The following is a 20717-nucleotide window of genomic DNA, read 5'->3' as shown; positions in this document are numbered from 1 at the left end:
CTAATAATAAAGGAGCAGCATGAAGAATTTTGAATTCCACAACCCGACCCGTATCGTCTTCGGTCTTGATACCGTCGCCAAATTGTCCACCCTGGTGCCGCACGATGCGCGCGTGCTGATCTTGTACGGCGGCGCCAGCGCGGAAAAGACGGGCACCCTGGCCGAAGTGCGCGCTGCTCTTGCGCTGGGCCAGCGCACGGTGCAGGAGTTTGGCGGCATCGAACCCAATCCCAGCTATGAAACCCTGATGCGCGCCGTGGCCCAGGTGCGCAGCGAGAAGCTGGACTTCCTGCTGGCCGTCGGCGGCGGCTCCGTGATCGACGGCACCAAGTTCGTCGCCGCCGCCGCCCTGTACGACGGCGAACCGTGGGAAATCGCCGAGCGCGGCGGTGCCAACGTCCAGCGCGCTCTGCCGTTTGGCACGGTACTGACCTTGCCGGCCACAGGGTCGGAAATGAACAGCGGCGGCGTGGTGACGAAAAAAGCCACGCAGGACAAGCTGAGTTTTCGCAACCCGCTGCTGTACCCGCAGTTTTCCGTGCTCGACCCCGGCAAAACGTTTACCTTGCCGGCCACGCAGGTGGCCAACGGTCTGGTCGACGCCTTTGTCCACACCACGGAACAGTATCTGACCTATCCGGTGCAGGCGAAGGTGCAGGACCGCTTTGCCGAAGGCTTGCTGCAGACCCTGATCGAGATCGCGCCGCAGGCGCTCGCCTCGCCCGACGATTACGCCACCCGCGCCAACCTGATGTGGACGGCCACCCTGGCCCTGAATGGCCTGATCGGCGCCGGCGTGCCGCAGGACTGGGCCACCCACATGATCGGCCACGAACTGACGGCCCTGTACGACATCGACCATGCGCGCACCCTGGCCCTGGTGCTGCCCGCACTGCTGGACGTGCAGCGCGAGCAGAAACGCGGCAAGTTGTTACAGTATGGCGAGCGTGTCTGGAACATCACGCAGGGCAGCGACGACGAGCGTATCGCCGCCGCCATCGCCCTCACCCGCGCCTTCTTTGAGGGGCTGGGCATCCCGACCCGCTTGTCGGCCTATCAGCTGGGCCAGGAAGCGGTGGAAGCCGTTTTGACGCAACTGGAAGCACATGGCATGACCTCCCTCGGCGAACACCGCGATATCGACCTCGCGCGCAGCCGCCGTATCCTCGAAGCAGCACTGTAACCCTGACATAAAAGGAAACAACATGAACATCCTGATGGTATTGACCTCGCACGATCAACTGGGCGACACGGGCAAGAAAACCGGCTTCTGGCTGGAAGAATTCGCCGCGCCCTACTATGCCTTGCAGGAAGCGGGCGCGCAGCTGACGGTGGTGTCGCCCAACGGCGGCCAGCCGCCGCTGGACCCGAAAAGCGACGAACCCGATTCGCAAACGGACGCCACGCGCCGCTTCAAACAGGACGCCGCTGCGCAAGCCGTGCTGGCCAACACCGGCAAGCTGGCCGACGTGAAGGCGGCCGACTTCGACGCCGTGTTCTACCCGGGCGGCCATGGCCCGCTGTGGGACCTGGCCGAAGACCCGCACTCGATCGCGCTGATCGAGCAGATGATCGCCGCCGGCAAGCCCGTTGCCGCCGTCTGCCACGCGCCTGGCGTGCTGCGCCACGTGAAGGCGGCCGACGGCTCGCCGCTGGTGCGCGGCAAGCAGGTGACGGGCTTTACGAATACCGAGGAAGACGCCGTCGGCTTGACGGCCATCGTGCCTTTCCTCGTCGAGGACATGCTCAAGCAAAACGGCGGCATTTATTCGAAGCTGGGCGACTGGCAGCCGTACGCCGTCACCGATGGCTTGCTGGTCACGGGCCAGAACCCGGCCTCGTCGGAAGTGGCCGCCCAGGCGCTGCTCAAGCTGCTGGCTTGATGCTCGGCTAGTGACCGGCGGCCATGCCCGCCAGGATCAGGCCGACCGATGCATGCCAGCCTGTCTCGCTGGCGGGCCTGCCCGCCAGCGCATAACCGTGCAGGAAATCGACGAGCGCATCGCGCCCGCGCAGCCGGCTTTTTTTATCCAGATCGAGGGCTTCCACGGCCAGCTCGAACAGTGCCGTAAACCGCTCTGCCACATCGGCTTGCGTCACCAGTCCGCGTGCCATCAGGCGCACGAAATACGGCGTGGCGCTGACCAGTTCCAGGTACAGCGCGCACAGCGCGAACAGGCGGCGCTGCGGCCCCTGGCGTTGCGTAAACGGCGGCTGGCGCGGATCGAGCGCGGCAAATCGCTGCGCCATCAAGGCCAGCAATAATTCCTCTTTTCCCGCGTAATAGTGATACAGGGCCATGGCATCGACGCCCAGCCGCTGCGCCAGCGCGCGCATGGAAAACGCTTCGCCTTGCTCTTCCAGCAGGGTCAGGGCCGCCTGCAGGATGGCGGCGCTGTCCAGCGCGGGCGCAACGCGGCGCGGACGTCCGGCGCGGCGCACGGGAGATTCCGCATCTTGAAGTTTTTGGCTTTTCATGGGCATAATTCTACACTGTAGAATTAACTAAAGGAATATCCATGAAAAAGCCTTTTGTCAGTGTCTTTCTCGGCATCAGCATCGACGGCTGTATCGCGGGAGAAAACGGCGACCTGTCCTGGCTGGCCGAACTGGCGCCCGACTCGCCCGACGCCACCGGCTACACGGCCTTGATGGAGCAGGTCGATACCCTGCTGATCGGCCGCACCACGTATGACGCCGTGCTGGGCTTCGAGCCGTGGCCGTATGCGGGCAAGCGCGTGGTGGTCTTGAGCCACCGCGATTTCGCGCCGCGCCATGGCGAGCAGTGCCGCGCAGGCAGCGTGCGGGAAGTGCTGGAGGGGCTGGCAAAGGAGGGTTGCCGCCACGTGTATCTCGATGGCGGCGCCGTCACCCGCGCGGGCTTGCGCGAGGGCGTCATCGACAGCCTGACCTTGTCCATGCTGCCCGTGGTGCTGGGCAAGGGCGTGCGCCTGTTCGAGGACAGCTTGCCGCGCAGTGACTGGCGCCTGGACCACACGCGCCAGCTGCCCAGCGGCGTGGTACAGCTGCGCTATCGGAAAAATCAAGCCATGCCGGCGAGGTCGACGATATAGCCTGTGTCGTAACGCTCGTTCTCGGGCGTGCCGTCCGGACGCTTGTAGCCACAGGGGTTGCAGACGACCCGGCACTCCTGGACGCGGTAGTCGAGCGAGGCATGCATGTGGCCATGTACCCACAGGTCGGCCTGGGCTACCAGCTCGTCCAGCTGCGAGGCGAAGGCGGGCGAGCCCAGGCTCGTCGCGTATTGCTCTTCCACCGACAGCATCGACGGCGCCATGTGCGTGATGACCACCGTCTTGCCATCGAACGGTTGCGCCAGCTGCCGTTCCAGCCAGGCGCGGTGCTGCGCATGCAGCTGCGCCGTGTCGCTGGCGCACAAGAGACGCGGTGCATCGCCGCCCGTGCTGATGCGCTTGTAGTCGGGCATGTAGCTTTGCGCCGCGCTCAAGGCTTCCTCCCGGCGCTCGGCGCCGAACAGCAGAAAATCCGTCCACAGCGTGACGCCGAGGAAGCGCACGCCATCGAGCGTCACGGCGTCGCCGTCGAGCAGGCGGATGTTGGCGCCCTGCGCATTCGCGCTGGCGCAGGCGTCGCGCACGGCTTCCTGCATGTGTTCCAGCTGGTGGCCATAACCTTCGTGATTGCCATGCACGTACAGCACGGGCAGGGCGCCGAAGGTGCGCGCGGCCCAGGCGATGGCGTTGCTGCCCGTGTCGATGTCGCCGGCGAGGATCACCACGTCGGGGCGGCTGGCGGCAAGGTCGATGGCGGGCGTGTCTTCACCCCAGACTTCCAGGTGCAGGTCGGACAGGATCAGCAGACGCATGGCAATAGGGCGGCAAGGCGCACGAAAGTGTAGGGACCTCTATCGTAACGCAAGTGCGGATAATGGCTTGCTTGACCGCGCGAGGGTAGCGACGTTACTCTTTGGCATCGATTACCGCACACTCATTACTGGAGCCGCATGCCGCCTTTCTTCCTTCCCAAGACCTTGCTCAGTATCGCGCTGGCCGCCATGGCGCTGCCGTTTTCCGCGCATGCGGCCACACCTGCCGCCGATCCCCTGACGCAGCCGATCGCCTCGCCGTACGCGGCGCAGTGGAATCGCCCGCAGCAGCCGGCGCGCATTCATGGCGACACATATTACGTGGGCGTGGGCGGCTTGAGCGTGGTGCTGATCGATACGCGCGACGGCTTGATCCTGATCGATGGCGCGTTGCCGCAATCGGTGGACGCCATCAAGGAACACATCCTCGAGCTGGGCTTTCGCCTGGAAGACATCAAGTTCATCCTGAATACGGAAGCGCATTTCGATCATTCGGGCGGCATCGCCGCCCTGGCCCGCGACAGCGGCGCGCAGGTGGTCGCCAGCCCGCTCGGCGCGCAGGCGCTGCGCGCGGGCGCGGTGCTCGCCATGGACCCGCAGGCGGGCGAAATCGATCCCATGCCGGCCGTGGAAAACGTGCGCGAGATCGCCGATGGCGAAACCCTGCAACTGGGCGAGGTGACCATCACGGCGCGCTACACGCCCGGCCACACGCCGGGCAGCACCAGCTGGACCTGGGTCTCGTGCGAGGATGCGCAGCGCACGGAATGCCTGAACGTGGTGTTCGGCGCCAGCCTCACGCCGGTGGCGGCCGACGATTTTCACTATCTGGGCGATGACCGCCATGGCGACCTGACGCCGGCCTTCCGCCGCGTCATGCAGGACTTCGCCAAACTGCCGTGCGATATTTTGATCTCGGCCCACCCGGACCACTCCGGCGGCGACCTTAAATTGACGCAATTGCTGGAAGGCGTCACGCCGAATCCTTTCATCGATGCGCAGGCGTGCCGCAATTACGCGGCCAAAAATGAAGTCAAGCTCGATGCCCGCATCGCGAAGGAAAAAGCGGCTGCGACAAAATAACAACGTTGGCGTCTTCGCCATGAAAAGCGGTTGACGCACTGCAGCATAAGGTGCAGAATCATCGTCCGCAGTTCAGATTAACCAGACAAAAGAAAGGAAAACCCATGTTCGAGCAGGCTGGCAGCAAGTTGTACTACCACTAGCCCCGTGCATGACGCTCGGGGCCATCGGCACATTGCCGATCCCGAGCCGGTGTCCTTCAAAACCCCGGTGAGGAAACTCGCCGGGGTTTTTTGTTTTGGACGACCCCGGCATAACGACAATACCAAGGAAGACGTTATGCCCATTCATCAGACACTGCGCGGCGCTCACGTGCCCGTGCATATCTTTACCGACGATATCGACGCCCAGGCGCTGCGCCAGCTGCACCATATCGCCAGCCTGCCCATCGTCCATCCGCATGTGGCGGCCATGCCAGACGTGCATGCCGGCATCGGCGCTACCGTCGGCAGCGTGATTCCCACGCGCGGCGCCATCATCCCGGCCGCCGTTGGCGTCGACATCGGCTGCGGCATGAACGCCGTGCGCACGACCCTGACGGCCAGCGACCTGCCCGATAACCTGGCGCGCCTGCGCAGCGCCATCGAAGCGGAAGTGCCCGTCGGCTTCGAACAACATGAATGGAGCCGCGTGCAAGGCTCGCGCCAGGCGCGCGCCGTGCGGCCCCTCGGCGACCGGCTGGCGCATATCGTCGAGCGTCACCGGGGCATTGCCAAGATGCTGCGCCAGTTCGAGCGCACGTGGATTTGCCAGGCCGGCACCCTGGGAGGCGGCAATCACTTCATTGAAATCTGCCTCGACGAGGAGCAGCGGGTGTGGATCATGCTGCATTCGGGTTCGCGCGGCATCGGCAACGTGATCGGCCGTTACTTTATCTCCGCCGCGCAGAAGGACATGCGGCGCCACCAGCTGCAGCTGCCGGACGCGGACCTGGCGTACCTGAGCGAGGGTTCCACGGTATTTGACGACTACGTGGAAGCGGTGAATTGGGCGCAGGATTACGCGCTGCTCAACCGCAGCGAAATGATGCGCCGCGTGCTCGACGTGCTGGCGAAGTTTGCTCCGCCGTTCCGGCTCGACGGGGAAGCCATCAACTGCCACCACAACTACATCTCGCGGGAAACGCATGGCAATGAGGATGTCTATGTGACGCGCAAGGGCGCCATTTCGGCGCGGCAGGGCGAGCTGGGCATCATCCCCGGCAGCATGGGGGCGCGCAGCTTCATCGTGCGTGGCAAGGGCATGCCGGAATCGTTCTGCTCCTGCTCGCACGGGGCGGGGCGCAGCATGAGCCGCAGCGAGGCGAAGCGCCGCTTCAACCGCTTCGACCTGGCCGAGCAGACGGCCGGCATCGAGTGCCGCAAGGATGGCGGCGTGATCGACGAGATCCCCGCCGCTTATAAAAATATCGACGCCGTCATGGCGCATCAGAGCGACCTGGTGGAAGTGGTGCATATTTTGCACCAGGTCGTTTGCATCAAGGGCTGAAAGGAGTGGCCATGAAGATTAAAGTGAAAATCCCGCCCAAGCCGCGCAACCCGCTGGTGGCGGCCGCCAGGCTGCGCGGCGGCGCCGGCGCGCATCAGTCGGAAGCGTCGCCGCGCGCGGCGCGCCGGGCCGGCAAGTACCGGCTGCAGCAATGGCTGGCGGGGCGCCTCAAGCCCGAGGATTAGCGCGCCTGAATCAACACGACGGCAGTTCGACGACGAAGTTCGGGTTGAACCGGGGATTTTGCGGCGTGCCGCCGCGCGTCTTGTAGCCGCAGGGGTTGGCCACGACGCGGCACGGGCCGATGCGGTAGTCGCGCGAGACGTGGAGGTGGCCATGCACCCACAGGTCCGCCTGCGCGGCCAGGTCGTCCAGGCGCGAGGCGTAGGCGGGCGGGCAGCCTTCGCTGCCGTAGGCATCGTCGACCGACAGCAGCGACGGCGCCATGTGGCTGATGACCACCGTGCGGCCGTCGAAGGGCTGCGCCAGTTCGCGCGCCAGCCAGGCTTTTTGCTGCGCGTGGAACATGGCCGTATCGGCCGCGCGCAGCTTGCGAAAGCCCATGTTGGCCAGGCGGATGCGCCGGTAGTCGTTCATGACGGCTTCCGCGTCGCGCATGGCCGCCTGGCGCGTGTCGTCGCCCAGCAAACGGAAATCCGTCCACAGGGTGGCGCCCAGGAAGCGCACCTTGTTGCCGGCCTTGTCTGTGATGATGTGCGTGCCGCAGTCGAGGAAATGCACGTTCTGCGTGCTGGCGCAGGCCGCGCGCAGTTCCTGGCGCACCTTGTCGAGGTGGTGGCCATAGCCTTCGTGGTTGCCATGCACGTACAGCACCGGCAGTCCCGCAAACGCGGTGGCGGCCCAGGCGACGGCGCGGGAACCCGTATCGATGTCGCCGGCCAGGATCACGGCGTCGGGGCAGCTGAGCGCGAGATCGCCTTGCGGCGCTTCCTCGCGCCACAGCTCATGGTGCAGGTCCGACAGTATCAATAAACGCATGCGGTATCCAGGCGATTCGGCAGTACGCCATCGTACCTGAAAACCCTCACTCTTCCTCCAGCGCGGCGAAGCTGTGCGCCAGGTAGTCGATCAGCGCGCGCACGGCCGGCAGCAGGCCGCGCCGCGACGGGAAGACGGCGTGGATGATTTCGCGCCGCGGCCGCCACTGCGCCATCAGCGGCAGCAGGCTGCCGTCGGCCACCTGTTCGGTGATCATCATGGTCGGCAGCTGCACCACGCCCACGCCGGCCACGGCCGCGTCGCGCAGGGTCAGCATGTCGCCCGTGACGAAGCGCGGCACGTGGCGCAGCTGGGCGCGCGCGCCGTCCGGGCCATATAAATCCCACTGGTAGTGCTGCTGCGGCGTGCCCAGGGCCAGGCTGGGCCAGCCGGCCAGGTCGGCCGGGGCCGCAGGCAGCGGCGCGCCGGCGAACAGCAGCGGGCTGCCCACCATGCACTGGCTGCGCTCGGCCAGCACGCGCAGCACCAGGTCGCTGTCGGGCAGCGGCGGCGGGCGCACGCGGATGGCCACGTCGATGCCTTCGGCCACCAGGTCGACGCGGCGGTTGCTCGCTTCCAATAGCAGGGTCACCTGCGGATGCGCGCGCATGAAACCGGCCAGCATGGGGCCCACCAGCGTATGCAGCAGGGCGATGGGGCAGGACAGGCGCACCGTGCCGCGCGGCGCGGCCCGCGTCAGTTCGATCGCTTCCTGCGCCGCCTCCGCTTCCACCAGCATCGCCTTGCAATGCTCGTAAAACGTCTGCCCCACGTCGGTGACGGAAAAATGCCGTGTCGTGCGCTGCAGCAGGCGCGCGCCCAGGCGCTCTTCCAAGAGCGCGATGCGCCGGCTTAGTTTTGATTTCGGCACGCCCAGCGCGCGCCCGGCCGGCGCGAAGCCGCCATGGTCGACCACCTGCACAAAGTAAGCCAAGTCGTTCAAGTCCTGCATGCCGCCTCCTTGATCGTTCTATTTTTGGAACGCTGATGGCGAATTTTACCGCCTACCGCCTCCATCGGTGCAAGCGTAAGCTGTGTCCATCGGAATGCAAACCCCAAAAGGAGATCGAGATGAACACAGTTACCGGTATCTACAGCGCACCGCGCCAGCACTGGGTCGGCGACGGTTTTCCCGTGCGCTCGATGTTTTCGTACAGCGGCCATGGCAAGCAGCTGAGCCCCTTCCTGCTGCTCGACTATGCCGGCCCCGCCGAATTCGTACCCGGCACGCGTCCGCCCGGCGTCGGTTCGCACCCGCACCGCGGCTTCGAGACGGTGACCATCGTCTACCAGGGCGAAGTGGCGCACCGCGATTCGACGGGCCAGGGCGGCGTGATCGGCCCCGGCGACGTGCAATGGATGACGGCCGGCGCCGGCATCGTGCATGAAGAGTTTCACTCGCCTGCCTTCACGCAGTCGGGCGGCACCCTGGAAATGGTGCAGCTGTGGGTGAACCTGCCGGCGAAAAACAAGATGACGGCGCCCGGCTACCAGGCCATCGCCAGCGACACGATTCCCACGGTGGCGCTGCCGGACGACGCAGGCTCCGTGCGCGTGATCGCCGGCGACTTCGCGGGCCAGCATGGCCCGGCCCGCACGTTCTCGCCGATGCAGGTGTGGGACGTGCGCCTGGCCCAGGGCAAGCTGATGCAGCTGCCCGTGACGCGGGGCTGGAGCACGGCGCTGATCGTCCTGCATGGCACGGTGCTGGTCAATGGCGAGAGCGTGGTGCGCGAAGCGCAGATGGCGCTGTTCGGGCGCGATGGCGACAGCATTACCGTCGAGGCGAACAGCGACGCCGTGGTGCTGCTGCTGAGCGGCGAGCCGATCGATGAGCCCATCGTCGGGCATGGCCCCTTCGTCATGAACACCGAAGCGGAAATCGCGCAGGCGTTCGAGGATTTCCACAGCGGCCGCTTCGCCCGCCTCGCGCCGTAAGCCATGTCATGCAGTACCCATGCCGCATCCCGCGGCATGGTTTTTCAGGAGACCGCCATGAGCACCCCCGCCAACTTCCAAGGCTTGCCGCCGATGATAGATCCCGACGACGCCGTCATGCTGCTGATCGACCACCAGAGCGGCTTGTTCCAGCTGGTGCGCGACATCGAGCAGCACGTGCTGCGCGGCCACGTCACGGCGCTCGCCAAGCTGTCGCGCCTGGCGAACATGCCGACTTTTACCACCGCTTCCGTGCCCGACGGTCCGAACGGCCCCCTGATCCCGGAAATCCACCATTTCAACCCGGATGCCGTCTACATCGCGCGCACGGGCCAGATCAATGCCTGGGACAATCCGGCCTGGGTCGAGGCCATCGAAAAGACGGGCCGCAAGACCCTGCTGATCGCCGGCACGCTCACCAGCGTGTGCATGGCCTTCCCCACCATCAGCGCGCTGGCGGCCGGCTACAAGGTGTTTGCCATCATCGACGCGTCGGGCAACTGGTCGAAGATGGCCACCGACATCACCATGGCGCGCGTCACGCAGGCGGGCGCCGTGGCGATCGACACGTATGCCGTGCTGGCTGAAGTGATGAGTACCTGGAACCGCGCCGATGCGATGGATTTCGCCGCCATCATGACGGACCATATCGTGCCGCCGTACCGCGCCCTGATCGAAAGTTATGACAAGGCGCAGGGCGTGCAACAGCATGGCCGCGAGACGAAGCTGGAAATCCTGGAAGCGGCCAGCAAGGGCTGAGCGCCTTACGGCGCGTCGTAGCGGGCGCGTATCGCCGCCAGCGCGCCGCGCTGCTCCAGGCGCGCGATGGCGGTATCCAGGCGCGCCAGGTCGTCGGCGCTGGTCGTGCGCGCATTGAGCATCAGGTGCACGGGCGCGCGCAGGGCCAGGAAGGGCAGGGCGGTCAAGGCGACGCCCTGCAGGCGCGCTTCGTGGCGCACGGCCAGCACGTCGCCCAGCAGCAGGTCGGCGCGGCCCGCGTCGAGCATGCGCAACCCCTGCTGGAAGCTGCCGAAGGTATTCAGGCGGCCGTCTTTTTCCATTGCCGCACGGGCCGCCGCATACTCTGCCCCATACCAGCCCACCTTGGGCGCCAGCAGGGTGGCCTTGCCGCGCGCGAGTTGCGCGAAGCTGGCGATATGGCGCTGCGCGGCGGGCGTGCCGGCCTTGCCGAAGACGCCGACGGCTTCATCGCGGTACGAGATGGAAAAGCGGGCATAGGACTGGCGTTCCGGCGTTTCGGACGCGGCCAGCATCAGGTCCAGTCCGCCTGTCTGGAACAGCAGCTGGCGCCGCGCCGTGGGCAGTTCCGGCACGGTCAGCAAGGTGCAGCGCGCTTCCTTGAAGATGGCGCGCAGCAATTCCAGGTCCAGCCCCGTATAGCGGCCTTGGGCGTCGCGATACAGGTACGGCGGCCATTGCTCGAGCGCCATCGTCATGCGGCAGGCCTGGGCGGGCAAAACGCTGCCGAGCAGCGTTGCCGCAAGCAGCACGTGGCGCAAGCGCATGGAACATCTCCGCAGTGGTTCAAGTGGTAGTGCTTGCCAATTTGCCAGAATGGCCACGAAAGTCAAGCAGTGCATGGCTGGTTGCGGATATCAAATGGGCTATAGTGACGGCCTGCCTTCATTCTAAGGAAATCCGCTTGACTCCACCGCTCGAGATCGCCGCCAATGTCTTGATGACTGCCTCCATCATCCTGGCCGGACGCAATAATATCCATTCCTGGTGGATCGGCATGGTCGGCTGCGTGCTGTTCGCCGTGCTGTTTTTCCAGGTTAACCTGTACGCCGACGTGATGCTGCAGCTGTTTTTCATCGTCACCTGCGTCATCGGCTGGCTGCAATGGCGGCGCGGCGCGGGCGGCAAACCCTTGCCGATCACGCGCACGGGCCGGCGCAGCCTGGCCTGGGTCGTGCCGGCCGGCATCGCCTCCGTGGCGATCTACGGCATGCTGCTGCACCGCTTCACGAACGCCTATGCGCCCTTCATCGATTCGGCGGTGCTGGTCTTCAGCATCATCGCGCAATTTTTGCTGATGAGCCGGCGCATCGAAACCTGGGCCTTCTGGCTGCTGGTCAACACCGTGGCCGTGCCGCTCTACTACAGCCGCGGCCTGCACCTGACGGCCGTGCTGTACGCGGCCTACTGGGTTAATGCCGTCATTTCCTGGTACTGGTGGAGCGTGCAGGCGCGCCGCGCGGCGGCCGCGCCGCAGGCGATGGCCGACGCCTGATATTGCCAAAGACCAAGTCCTTAGATTCAAATCGTATATACAATCAATTTTTAATTCGTTCACGCCATAAAGACACCGGGATATAGTGGCCTTTCCCCGCTTACCGGTGTCTTTTATGTTGCGCTTTAGTCTTTCTTCCTGTTTTTATGCCGTCCGGCACCAGCTGACCATGCAATGCATGGCGCAGTGGATGCCGGTGCGTGCCCGGCCACGCATCCCCTAAGTCATTCCCATCCGTTTCGTTGTCGTTTGCCCGCTGGCCCACCCGGTCCGCGCGCCCCTGCTCGGCCTTTTTATCGCAAAAAGGCTGCAATCCCAATAAGAGGAAACCATGTTCAAACCACTCGCCATCAGTCTTGCCATCGCCGCCGCCTTTCCCTCCCTTGTCCACGCCGAAGAGGAAATGCTGCGCGTCAACGTCACCGGATCGAATATCCGCGTCAGCGAAAAAGAGGGCGCCAGCGCCGTACAAGTCATCACGGCCAAGGAATTGAAAGCCAGCGGCAAGACCAGCGTGTCGGATGTGCTGCGTTCGATTTCCGCCAACAGCGGCAACAGCTACAACGAACAATATACGGGCAGTTTCTCGGCCGGCACCTCGGGCCTGTCGCTGCGCGGCATCGGCCAGAAAAATACCTTGATCCTAGTGAATGGCAAGCGCGTGGCCAGTTATGCGACGGCGCAAAACCTGCAGGAAACCTTTGTCGACCTGAACAGCCTGCCGATGGCGGCCGTGCAGCGCATCGAGGTGCTCAAGGATGGCGCCTCGTCCGTCTACGGTTCCGACGCCGTGGCCGGCGTGGTCAACATCATCCTGTACAAGGAGTTCACAGGCACGGACATCACGGCGCAGTGGGGCGGCTCGACCGAAGGCACGGGCCAGCATGAAAAGAGCGCGGCGCTGCAGACGGGTTTCGGCAAGCTCGAGGAAGATGGCTACAGCCTGGTCTTCTCGGTCGATGCGCAGCAGCGCGACAAGCTGCAGCAAAGCGATGTGGCGTGGATGCGTGATGCGGACTTCCGCAACCAGCAGCGGGGCAGCCTGGGCTGGGCCATCACCAACTATGCGGGCACGGACCCGACGAAGACCCTGGGCGGCGTGCGCGGACCATTGCAGCTGGTTAATTATGGCGACATCACGCCCGGCAAGACGGGGCAAGTGCTGGCGTATAACCCGTCGCCCTACAAAACCCTGATTCCCGGCATCCAGCGCGTGCACACGGCCGCGCGCGCCACTTTCAAACTGAATGCGGATACGGAAGCGTATGTCGACCTGCTGCACAGTTACTCGCGCGCCGACCAGACCTTCAGCGCGCCATTGACGGTGAACAATGCCACACGCGTGTGGAACAACGCCACCCAGGCGCTCGACACGATTCCCGTCGTGCTGCCCGTCGGCCATCCGAACAATCCGGGCGCCACGCCCCTGCCGTTCACGGCCACCTTGTTCGACCTGGGGCCGCGCCTGAAACAGGACAAGGTGACGTTCTACCGCGCGCTGGCGGGCGTCAAGGGCACCCTGGCGGGCTGGGACTGGGATGCGGCCGTAGGCCACTCGAGCAGCAAGCTGGAGGAAACCGTGCAGAACTTCGTCAACCGCTACGCCTTCCAGCAGGTGCTGGCCGACGGCAGCTATAACTTCTTCGACCAGTCGCAAAACAGCGAAGCGGTGCGCAACCGCCTGCGCCTGTCGACCCTGCGCCCGGCCGAGTCGACTCTCGACACCGTCGATTTCTCGGCCGCGAAAGACTTGTGGCAATTGCCGGCCGGTCCGATGGGCTTTGCCGCCGGCGCCCAGTGGCGCCGCGAAAAGATGGATTCGCAAACCTCGACGGCGGTATTGTCCGGCACCGAGCTGCGCCCGGCGATCAACATCATCAACGGCTCGCGCAGCGTGTCGGCCCTGTTTGCCGAATTTAACGTCCCGGTGGTGAAAGACCTGTCCGTCAACCTGGCGGGCCGCGCCGACCATTACAGCGATTTCGGCAATGCGTTTTCGCCGAAGGCCAGCGCGCGCTACCAGGCGGCGCCGTGGCTGCTGGTGCGTGGCACCGTGTCGCGCGGCTTCCGCGCGCCGTCCTTGCCGGAAATCACGCAAAGCACGGCCGTCAGCTATGTCAGCGTGCTCGATCCGAAGGACCCCGTCACGCCCACGCAGACGCGTGGCGTGACGGCCATTACCATCGCCAATACGGCGCTGCGCCCGGAGCGGTCGAATAACCTGAACCTGGGCGTGGTGGTCTCGCCCACCAGCAGTTCGAGCATCGGCCTCGATTACTACCGCATCAGGCAAGATGGCGTGATCGGCACGGAAAGCGCCACCACCACGCTCGCCAACGAAGCATCGGCGCCGCAAAAGATCACGCGCGATGCCGATGGCCGCATCACGACCCTGTACCGCCAGTACCGCAACCAGGGACAGCGCGAAGTGTCCGGCATCGACCTGGACCTGCGCCAGCGCTTCGTCGACAAGGACTGGGGCAAGCTGACCCTGGCCGGCCAGCTGAGCCGCGTGCTGCGCTTTGCCGAACCGCTGTCGGACGGCGCACCGCTCACCGATGGCGCCGGCACCAATTATTTCGGCTCCATCCCGAAATGGCGCGGCGTCACCTCGGCCACCTGGGAACAGGGCAAATGGTCGTCCACGCTGACCTGGAATTACGTGGGCAGCTATGCGCAAAATACGCATCTCGATGAACCGGTGGCCGCCTTCAGCACGTTCGACGTGACGACCAGCTGGCAAGTCACACCAAAGGCGAACGTCACCTTCATCGTGCAAAACCTGGCCAACAAGCGCGCGCCGTGGGATTACTCGGCGTCGGGCTTTGACTATACGCAAGCCGATCCGCGCGGGCGCTTCGCGTCGCTCAAGCTGAACTACAAGTTCTAAGGCGCGGGGGGCATGCGTGCCCCTCAGTGCCCGTTTGACACCTGCCGCTCTCCCGTCTGCTCATGCAGGCGCTGGCGGTAGGCGCTGGGCGTGACGCCCATGCGTTCGCGGAAGGCCGTGGCGAAGTTGCCCGCGTTGTGAAAGCCGATCAGGAGGGCGACATCCTGCACGTCGATTTCCGTCTGCTGCAGCAGTTCCACGCCGCGCGCGATGCGCGCTTCGCGGATGAAGGCGAAGACCGTCATGCCCGTTTGCTCGCGGAACATCAGGGTCAGCTTTTCGCGGTAGGTGCCCACGCTGCGGGCGATTTCGGACAGGTTGGGCAGGCTGCCCAGGTTGTCGAGGATGAGTTGTTTGACGGCATTGACGAACACGAGGTCCGGATGTTGCTGCCGGTCGCCGACCGGGGTCGCCGCGGGTAATGTGCTGTTGCTTTTACGCATCAATCCCAGGTGGATATGGATACGCGCGGCCAGTTCTTCCGGCAGGAACGGCTTTGAAATGTAATCGACGCCGCCTACCTGCAAGCCCATGACGCGCTCCTTGGCGGCGTCGGCACCGCTGAGAAAGATCACGGGAATCTGTTCCGTGTCGGGATTGGCCTTGAGCAAACGGCACGCCGTGTAGCCATCCATCTCGGGCATGCGCACGTCGAGCAGGATCAGGTCGGGATGCGTGGCCAATGCCAGCTGGTAGCCCTGGTAGCCATTGAAGGCAATGCTGAAGCGGTAGGGCTGCTCGCTGAGCAGCTCCATCAGCATGCGCTGCTCGAACGCGGAATCGTCCACGATCAAGATGTTTTTTCTGATGGTTTCGCTGGTCAATGGCATGGCATGGATGACTTAACCAAATAGCAAGTTGTGGCTTATTATGCCTCGCTTTTTCTTTTTTTTCTGCTTTTCTCGTATTTCAAAAGATGTTTCTCCGCGAGAAGAAGCGCGGATTTCCCATATCGCCAATAATTCACTCATGCATTGATTTTAAGCAATGTCGATTGCCAAAAAATCTGTTTTGCCAATGCTGCAAACAATGCCGGAGTCCCTCGTTTCCTGACTCTCGGCGCAAGTATGTTGTCGTCCTGGTTTGCGTGCCCCAGAAAACGCCGGCAATACCGTGACTATCCTCGAGCCCTTCATGCCGATGGGCGCATTAATGATGTTCCGTCATCAGGAGGTATCATGTTGCGAGTTATTTCACCCCGCTTGACCGCTGCCGCCAGTGTCGTCCTTGCCGCTACGGCCCTCCTGCCTGGCTACGCCGATGCCGCCGTATATCTGAACGGCAGCAATACCACGACCTTTGACGTGACCCTGAAAATCATCGCCAATTGCACCATTGCGGCGGCCAATCTCGACTTTGGCCAAAGTCAGGGCGTACTGGCTACTGCCGTGAACGTCAATACGACCGTGAATGTCACCTGCACCAATACCACGCCGTACAACGTGGGCTTGACGGCGGGCACGGGCACGGGTTCAAGCGGCACCACGCGCTATCTGAGCGGCACGGGCGGCAACCTGGGGACGGTGCAATTCAACCTGTTCCAGACGGCCGGCAGCACCTTGTGGGGCGATACGCAGGGCACGAATACCGTCGGCGGCACCGGCAACGGCGCCTCGCAGCCGATCACGGTGTACGGCAACATTCCGCCGCAGGCGACGCCGGCGCCTGACACCTACAAGTCGACCATCACGGCCACCGTGTACTTTTAAGCCAGGCGCTGCGTGAACGCCGGTTCGATTTCGCTGCTGAAAAGCGTACTGGCGCTGCTGGCCTGCTGCGCCGCCGGCGCGAACGGCGCCAATTTGCAGATTTCGCCGGTGACGCTCAATTTGCGCGCCGCTCAGAATGCCGCGGGTATCAACTTGCAAAATCTCGGCGACCAGGCCATCTACGGGCAGGTGCGGGTGTTCGCCTGGGACCAGCGCGACGGCGAAGAAGTGCTGGCGCCGACGCAGGAGCTGGTGGCGAGTCCGCCGATCGTCGAAATCGCCGCCAACAGCCGGCAGACCATCCGCCTCGTGCGTGCCCAGGCTGGCCCTGTCGCGCAGGAAAAGACGTATCGCGTGCTCATCGATGAAATCAGCCGCGAGGATGATGCGGGTCGCAGCGGCGTCGATATCCGCCTGCGCTATTCGGTGCCCGTTTTCGTGCTGCCGGCCGCTGCGCCGGGCAAGGAAGTGCTCGACTGGCAAGTCTTCCGCGAGCGGGGCGAGTGGATGTTGCGTATCAAGAACAGCGGCAATGTCCATGCGCAGATCGGGGCGATGACGTTGACGAACCAGGCGGGCAAGGAGTTTGCCGTCAGCAAGGGGCTGTTTGGTTATGTCCTGGCCGAACGCATGCGCGTATGGCGCCTGCCCGTTGCCAGGGAGGCCGAACTGGATGGGCCGTTGAGTATTGCGGTCAATGTGAATGCGAAGGCGCTCATTGCCAAGAATTCGACACCTTGAACATGGCCGCCATGGCCGGTGCGACCGGCGTGAACCATGAAACGCGCGCTGGCGGCGTTGCTGTTGCTGGTCATGGCGCCGCTGGCCAGGGCCGATGGCGCGGCGGCCGTGACGGGTGCCGATCCGGGGCCGGCCAGCTTGCCCAGCGATCCGGCGGCGCCGAATGAACTGTATCTGGAGGTAAGTGTGAATGCTGTTTCAACCGGGCTGATCTTGCGTTTTACCCAGGTGGGCAAAACCTTGCGCAGCAGTGTGGCGAACTTGCAGCAGCTGGGGCTGGACCCGGCGCGCCTGCTCGCGCCCGGTCAGACCGAGGTGGCGCTCGATGCGGTTCCGGGACTCAGCTATGAATATGATGCGGCGCGCCAGAGCGTGTCGTTGCAGGTGACGGACGACTTGCGCGCGCCGTACCGCATCGACGCGCGTACTGCGCCGCAGACGCCGCCGTCGCGCGTCACGCCCGGCGCCGTGCTCAATTACGATGCCTATGCGGAACTGGGCCGGACACGGCGCGCCGCCATCTTCAACGACGTGCGCTATTTCAATGACAGCGGCGTGTTCAGCCATACCGGTACCGTGAACCTGGGGGCGGACCAGCGCAAGTACATGCGCTTCGACACCTTCTGGAGCCATGCCGACCCCGAGACCCTGCAAACGTGGCAAGTGGGCGACCTGATTTCCTCCTCGCTCAGCTGGAGCCGCGCCGTGCGCGTGGGCGGCGTGCAGTGGCGCAAGAACTTCCAGCTGCGCCCGGACCTGCTGACCTTTCCCGTCGCCTCCGTCGATGGCACGGCGCTCGTGCCTTCGTCGCTGAGCCTGTATGTGAATGGCGTGCAGCAATATGCTGCCAGCGTGCCCAGCGGTCCGTTTGTCCTGAACCAGGTGGCGGCATCAATGGCGCGGGACAAGCCACCCTCATCACGCGCGATGCCCTGGGGCGCAGCGTGACGACCGTGCTGCCCCTGTATGTCGATACGCGCATGCTGGCCAGCGGCTTGAGCGATTACTCGGTCGAGGCGGGCGCCGTGCGGCGCGACTATGGCCGCCGCCTGTTCGGCTACGAGCGGCAGCTCGTTGCCAGCGTGTCCGGACGCCATGGCGTCAGCGACAGCTTCACCATCGAAGGCCATGCGGAACTGGCGCCCGGCTTGTACCAGGCGGGAGCGGGCGCGCTGGTGCGGCTGGGTCAGGCGGGCGTGCTCAGCGGTTCGCTGTCGGCCAGCGCCGGCCGCAGCCGCGGTGCGCAGCTGGGTGCCGGGTACCAATATGTGGGGCCAGGCTTCAGCGTCGATGCGTACAGCGTGCGCGCCAGCGCCGGGTTTGGCGACCTCGCTTCGCGTGATGGCAGCCCCGTGGTGCGCGCGGCGGACCGCGTCACCGTGAGCCTGCCTTTGGCGGCTGGAAGCAGTATCAGCAGCAGTTATATCGGCTACCACACGCCCGGCGCACCGTCATCGAAGCTGGCCACCTTGGGCTATTCGGCGACCCTGTTTCACGGCCTGTTCCTGAACGCCAGCCTGTTCCAGGATTTGCGGCAACGCGAGAGGCGGGGCTTTTATGTCGGCGTGAGCATGGCCTTCGACAACAATCTGGCCATCAGCACGAGCGGCAGCCGGCAAAACGGCGAGAGCGGCCGCAGCGTCAGCGCGCAGCGCGCGGCGGACTTTGGCGGCGGTGTCGGCTGGAATGTGCAGGCTGGCACGGTAGGCCGCAATGCCTATCGGCAAGCGCAAGTGGAATACCTGGGCAATGACGGCCGCGTGAATGCGCGCACGCAAAGCGGCGGCATGGGCAATGCCTCCTCACTGGGCGCGGCCGGCGCGCTGGTGCTGATGGATGGGCATGTCGAGGCGGCGCGCCAGGTGGGCAACGGTTTTGCGCTGGTGTCCACTGGCGGTGTGGGCAATATTCCCGTGCTGCATGAAAACCGCCAGATCGGCGTGACGGACAGGGGCGGCTATCTGCTGGTGCCGAATTTGAATCCTTATGGCAATAACCAGATCAGCATCGCCACGGATGAGCTCGACGTTGACGCGCGCGTGCCCGTGACCAATATGAATGTCGTGCCGCAACAACTGGCTGGCGTGCTGGCCGCCTTTCCCGTCGAACGCTACAGCGCCGCCACCGTCATCGTGCACGGCGCCGACGGCAAACCGCTGGCCACGGGCTTGCCCGTGGTGCATGTGCAAAGCGGCAAGCAGACGGTCATGGGATTTGACGGCATGGTGTTCGTCGACGACCTGCGCGAGCAGAATCAGCTGCAAGTCGGTGAGGGCGACAGCGCGTGCACGGTCGGTTTTGCCTATGTGCGTCCTGCCGCGGGCGGCTTGCCCGTGATCGGGCCGCTGCGCTGCGCTGCCGCCGGCGCCGGGGGAGGCCGCTGATGCGCCGCCTGCTGCCATGCCTGACCCTGCTGCTGGGATGCGCCTGGGGCGGGGCGGCGCAGGCGGCCGATACCTGCACGGTGAGCATGACGAATATCGATTTCGGCGCCGTCAGCCCGATTTCCGGCAGCGATTACGTGGCGCAGGCAACGGGCACCTTCAGCTGCCTGTTTGCGTCGCTTAACCTGGGGCAGTTGCTCACGCCTAACGCGCAAGTGTGCATCTCGCTGGGGTTGGGCACGAATTCCACCTCGGCCCTGCCGCGCAAGCTGGGCAATGGCAGCAACCGCATGGAATACAACGTGTACGTGGACAATTCGTATGCCACGGCGAAGATATGGGGCGGCGCCGGCGTGGCGGGCGCACCGTCGACCTTCGGCATCATTTTGTCGGCCGGCTTGCTGGCCCCGCCCGGCACGTATTCCACCACCTTTACCGTGTATGCCAAGATCCCCGCTGGCACGGCCCTGGCCGCCGTGCCCACGGTCGCCAACGCCAATACCGTGTATACGTCGAGCTTTGCGGGCCAGGGCACGTACACCTACACCACGTATGGCCTCGTCAACCTGTTCGGCTGCACGGTCAGCAGCGGCAGCTTCGGTTTCACGGTGAATGCCACGGCTGTCAACGACTGCACCATCGCGGCCAGTCCGATGGCGTTTGCGAACGCTTCCATCCTGACGGGCAACTTGCGCAGCACCAGCACCTTGTCCGTGCGCTGCGTGAACAACAATGCGTACCAGATCGCCCTGAACGGCGGCAGCGTGGCGGCCAACGTGGCGAACCGGCAAATGAAAAACACTGTAACGACGGACAAGGTCAGCTACCTGCTGTCGTCCACGCTCGATGGCCCGCTCTGGGGCGATGGCACGTCAGGCACCAGCATGGTGACAGGCACGGGCACGGGCGCCAGCGTGCCGCTGACGATTTACGGCCGCGTGCCGGCGCAGGTGTCGCCGCGCCCCGGCGACTACAAGGACACGGTGACGGCAACGATCTATTTTTAGAACGTGACGGTGATGAGGCCGGTGTCCGATGGCGTCGCCTGCTGTTGCAGCAGCAGATAGGGCGTGTTGTGCTGGCAGCGCACCTGGGTGCTACCGCGCTGCGAGACGATGGTGCACGCTTCGTGGACGACGAAGGTGGCCTGGAACGATGCGGAGGAGACGGTGGCGGCGGAGGTGGTCTGGCAGAGGGAGAGGGCGAGCAACATTGTCAGGGAGGCAAATTTCAAAGGAGTCATCGTAAGCGTATCAGGTGAAAAACGGACGGGAAACAACATTCTCTGACGCCGTTTCGCACACCGGGACGGGAGAAGCTGGACTGAGCATGATTGTACTGGAGCAAGAAAAGTGTGAGTTTTCACGTATTTTCAAACCCTCTC

The 20717-nt window shown here is 64.4% G+C and carries 22 protein-coding genes; 15 read left to right on the top strand and 7 right to left on the bottom strand.

The annotated features are described in order from the left end of the window. Positions 1-19: 19 nt before the first annotated feature. Together CBW66_RS11045 and CBW66_RS11040 are read left to right on the top strand one after the other, a co-directional pair. Entirely contained in the window at positions 20-1183 is a 1164-nt protein-coding gene (locus CBW66_RS11045; protein WP_086140268.1) for an iron-containing alcohol dehydrogenase, read from the top strand. Between the two features lie 22 nt (positions 1184-1205). Continuing rightward, positions 1206-1883, top strand: coding sequence for a type 1 glutamine amidotransferase domain-containing protein (locus CBW66_RS11040; RefSeq protein WP_086140267.1), 678 nt, complete (start codon positions 1206-1208; stop codon positions 1881-1883). A 7-nt stretch (positions 1884-1890) separates the two neighbouring features. On the opposite strand, the gene CBW66_RS29395 is transcribed toward CBW66_RS11040, so the two are convergent. Next, positions 1891-2478, bottom strand: coding sequence for a TetR/AcrR family transcriptional regulator (locus CBW66_RS29395; RefSeq protein ID WP_170933044.1), 588 nt, complete (start codon positions 2476-2478; stop codon positions 1891-1893). Between the two features lie 41 nt (positions 2479-2519). Here CBW66_RS29395 and CBW66_RS11030 point away from each other — a divergent pair, with 41 nt between their 5' ends. Next, positions 2520-3074, top strand: coding sequence for a dihydrofolate reductase family protein (locus tag CBW66_RS11030; protein ID WP_086140265.1), 555 nt, complete (start codon positions 2520-2522; stop codon positions 3072-3074). On the opposite strand, the gene CBW66_RS11025 is transcribed toward CBW66_RS11030, so the two are convergent. Next, positions 3044-3847, bottom strand: coding sequence for a metallophosphoesterase family protein (locus CBW66_RS11025; RefSeq protein ID WP_086140264.1), 804 nt, complete (start codon positions 3845-3847; stop codon positions 3044-3046). The two genes, CBW66_RS11030 and CBW66_RS11025, sit on opposite strands and share 31 nt — an antisense overlap. A gap of 138 nt (positions 3848-3985) precedes the next feature. Here CBW66_RS11025 and bla point away from each other — a divergent pair, with 138 nt between their 5' ends. The 3 genes from bla (at position 3986) to CBW66_RS28965 (ending at position 6603) form a co-directional block, all read left to right on the top strand. Then, a complete protein-coding gene (bla, locus tag CBW66_RS11020; protein WP_086140263.1) occupies positions 3986-4930 on the top strand; it encodes a subclass B3 metallo-beta-lactamase in 945 nt (314 codons plus the stop codon). 279 nt (positions 4931-5209) lie between these two features. Beyond that, a complete protein-coding gene (locus CBW66_RS11015; RefSeq protein WP_086140262.1) occupies positions 5210-6418 on the top strand; it encodes an RtcB family protein in 1209 nt (402 codons plus the stop codon). Positions 6419-6429: 11 nt separating this feature from the next. After that, entirely contained in the window at positions 6430-6603 is a 174-nt protein-coding gene (locus CBW66_RS28965; protein WP_170933045.1) for a hypothetical protein, read from the top strand. Positions 6604-6613: 10 nt separating this feature from the next. Here the strand turns inward: CBW66_RS28965 and CBW66_RS11010 are convergent, their stop codons facing one another. Both CBW66_RS11010 and CBW66_RS11005 read right to left on the bottom strand, forming a co-directional pair. Next, on the bottom strand, positions 6614-7417 hold the full coding sequence (locus CBW66_RS11010) for a metallophosphoesterase family protein (protein ID WP_086140261.1): 804 nt from the start codon (positions 7415-7417) through the stop codon (positions 6614-6616). Positions 7418-7463: 46 nt separating this feature from the next. Continuing rightward, the gene (locus tag CBW66_RS11005) at positions 7464-8369 is read right to left on the bottom strand and encodes a LysR family transcriptional regulator (RefSeq protein WP_086140260.1); all 906 of its coding nucleotides are present in this window, start codon (positions 8367-8369) and stop codon (positions 7464-7466) included. A 119-nt stretch (positions 8370-8488) separates the two neighbouring features. Here CBW66_RS11005 and CBW66_RS11000 point away from each other — a divergent pair, with 119 nt between their 5' ends. Then, complete coding sequence (locus tag CBW66_RS11000; protein WP_086140259.1) at positions 8489-9355, top strand: pirin family protein; 867 nt, start codon at positions 8489-8491, stop codon at positions 9353-9355. A 57-nt stretch (positions 9356-9412) separates the two neighbouring features. Then, positions 9413-10114 carry an isochorismatase family protein gene (locus tag CBW66_RS10995; protein WP_205701196.1) on the top strand — a complete coding sequence of 234 codons (702 nt, stop codon included), beginning with the start codon at positions 9413-9415 and terminating at the stop codon, positions 10112-10114. Between the two features lie 5 nt (positions 10115-10119). Here CBW66_RS10995 and CBW66_RS10990 read toward each other — a convergent pair whose 3' ends face one another. Further along, positions 10120-10881 (bottom strand): ABC transporter substrate-binding protein, encoded by a 762-nt coding sequence (locus CBW66_RS10990; RefSeq protein ID WP_086140258.1) that lies wholly within the window; start codon positions 10879-10881, stop codon positions 10120-10122. Positions 10882-11018: 137 nt separating this feature from the next. On the opposite strand from CBW66_RS10990, the gene pnuC reads away from it, so the two are divergent. Next, positions 11019-11609, top strand: coding sequence for a nicotinamide riboside transporter PnuC (pnuC, locus tag CBW66_RS10985; RefSeq protein WP_083287304.1), 591 nt, complete (start codon positions 11019-11021; stop codon positions 11607-11609). Positions 11610-11940: 331 nt separating this feature from the next. Beyond that, on the top strand, positions 11941-14499 hold the full coding sequence (locus CBW66_RS10980) for a TonB-dependent receptor (RefSeq protein ID WP_086140257.1): 2559 nt from the start codon (positions 11941-11943) through the stop codon (positions 14497-14499). A 23-nt stretch (positions 14500-14522) separates the two neighbouring features. On the opposite strand, the gene CBW66_RS10975 is transcribed toward CBW66_RS10980, so the two are convergent. Next, a complete protein-coding gene (locus tag CBW66_RS10975; protein WP_086140256.1) occupies positions 14523-15329 on the bottom strand; it encodes a response regulator in 807 nt (268 codons plus the stop codon). A gap of 348 nt (positions 15330-15677) precedes the next feature. On the opposite strand from CBW66_RS10975, the gene CBW66_RS10970 reads away from it, so the two are divergent. The 5 genes from CBW66_RS10970 to CBW66_RS10950 are packed head-to-tail and all read left to right on the top strand — an operon-like array spanning position 15678 to position 20340. Then, positions 15678-16208 carry a spore coat protein U domain-containing protein gene (locus tag CBW66_RS10970; RefSeq protein ID WP_086140255.1) on the top strand — a complete coding sequence of 177 codons (531 nt, stop codon included), beginning with the start codon at positions 15678-15680 and terminating at the stop codon, positions 16206-16208. A gap of 12 nt (positions 16209-16220) precedes the next feature. Then, the gene (locus tag CBW66_RS10965; RefSeq protein ID WP_230492231.1) at positions 16221-16949 is read left to right on the top strand and encodes a molecular chaperone; all 729 of its coding nucleotides are present in this window, start codon (positions 16221-16223) and stop codon (positions 16947-16949) included. Between the two features lie 36 nt (positions 16950-16985). After that, entirely contained in the window at positions 16986-17897 is a 912-nt protein-coding gene (locus CBW66_RS10960) for a hypothetical protein (protein ID WP_086140254.1), read from the top strand. Next, a complete protein-coding gene (locus CBW66_RS10955; RefSeq protein WP_086142981.1) occupies positions 17894-19333 on the top strand; it encodes a fimbria/pilus outer membrane usher protein in 1440 nt (479 codons plus the stop codon). The genes CBW66_RS10960 and CBW66_RS10955 overlap by 4 nt, the downstream gene beginning before the upstream one ends. Further along, positions 19333-20340, top strand: a complete 1008-nt coding sequence (locus CBW66_RS10950) for a spore coat U domain-containing protein (RefSeq protein WP_086140252.1) — start codon at positions 19333-19335, stop codon at positions 20338-20340. The genes CBW66_RS10955 and CBW66_RS10950 overlap by 1 nt, the downstream gene beginning before the upstream one ends. Here CBW66_RS10950 and CBW66_RS10945 read toward each other — a convergent pair. Next, entirely contained in the window at positions 20337-20576 is a 240-nt protein-coding gene (locus CBW66_RS10945) for a hypothetical protein (RefSeq protein ID WP_139841756.1), read from the bottom strand. The genes CBW66_RS10950 and CBW66_RS10945 overlap by 4 nt on opposite strands. Positions 20577-20717 lie beyond the last annotated feature (141 nt).

Source organism: Janthinobacterium sp. GW456P, assembly GCF_002127655.1.
Lineage (GTDB): Bacteria > Pseudomonadota > Gammaproteobacteria > Burkholderiales > Burkholderiaceae_D > Janthinobacterium.
The sequence above is the reverse complement of the archived record's forward strand: the minus strand, read 5'-3'. Positions and strand labels throughout refer to the sequence as shown.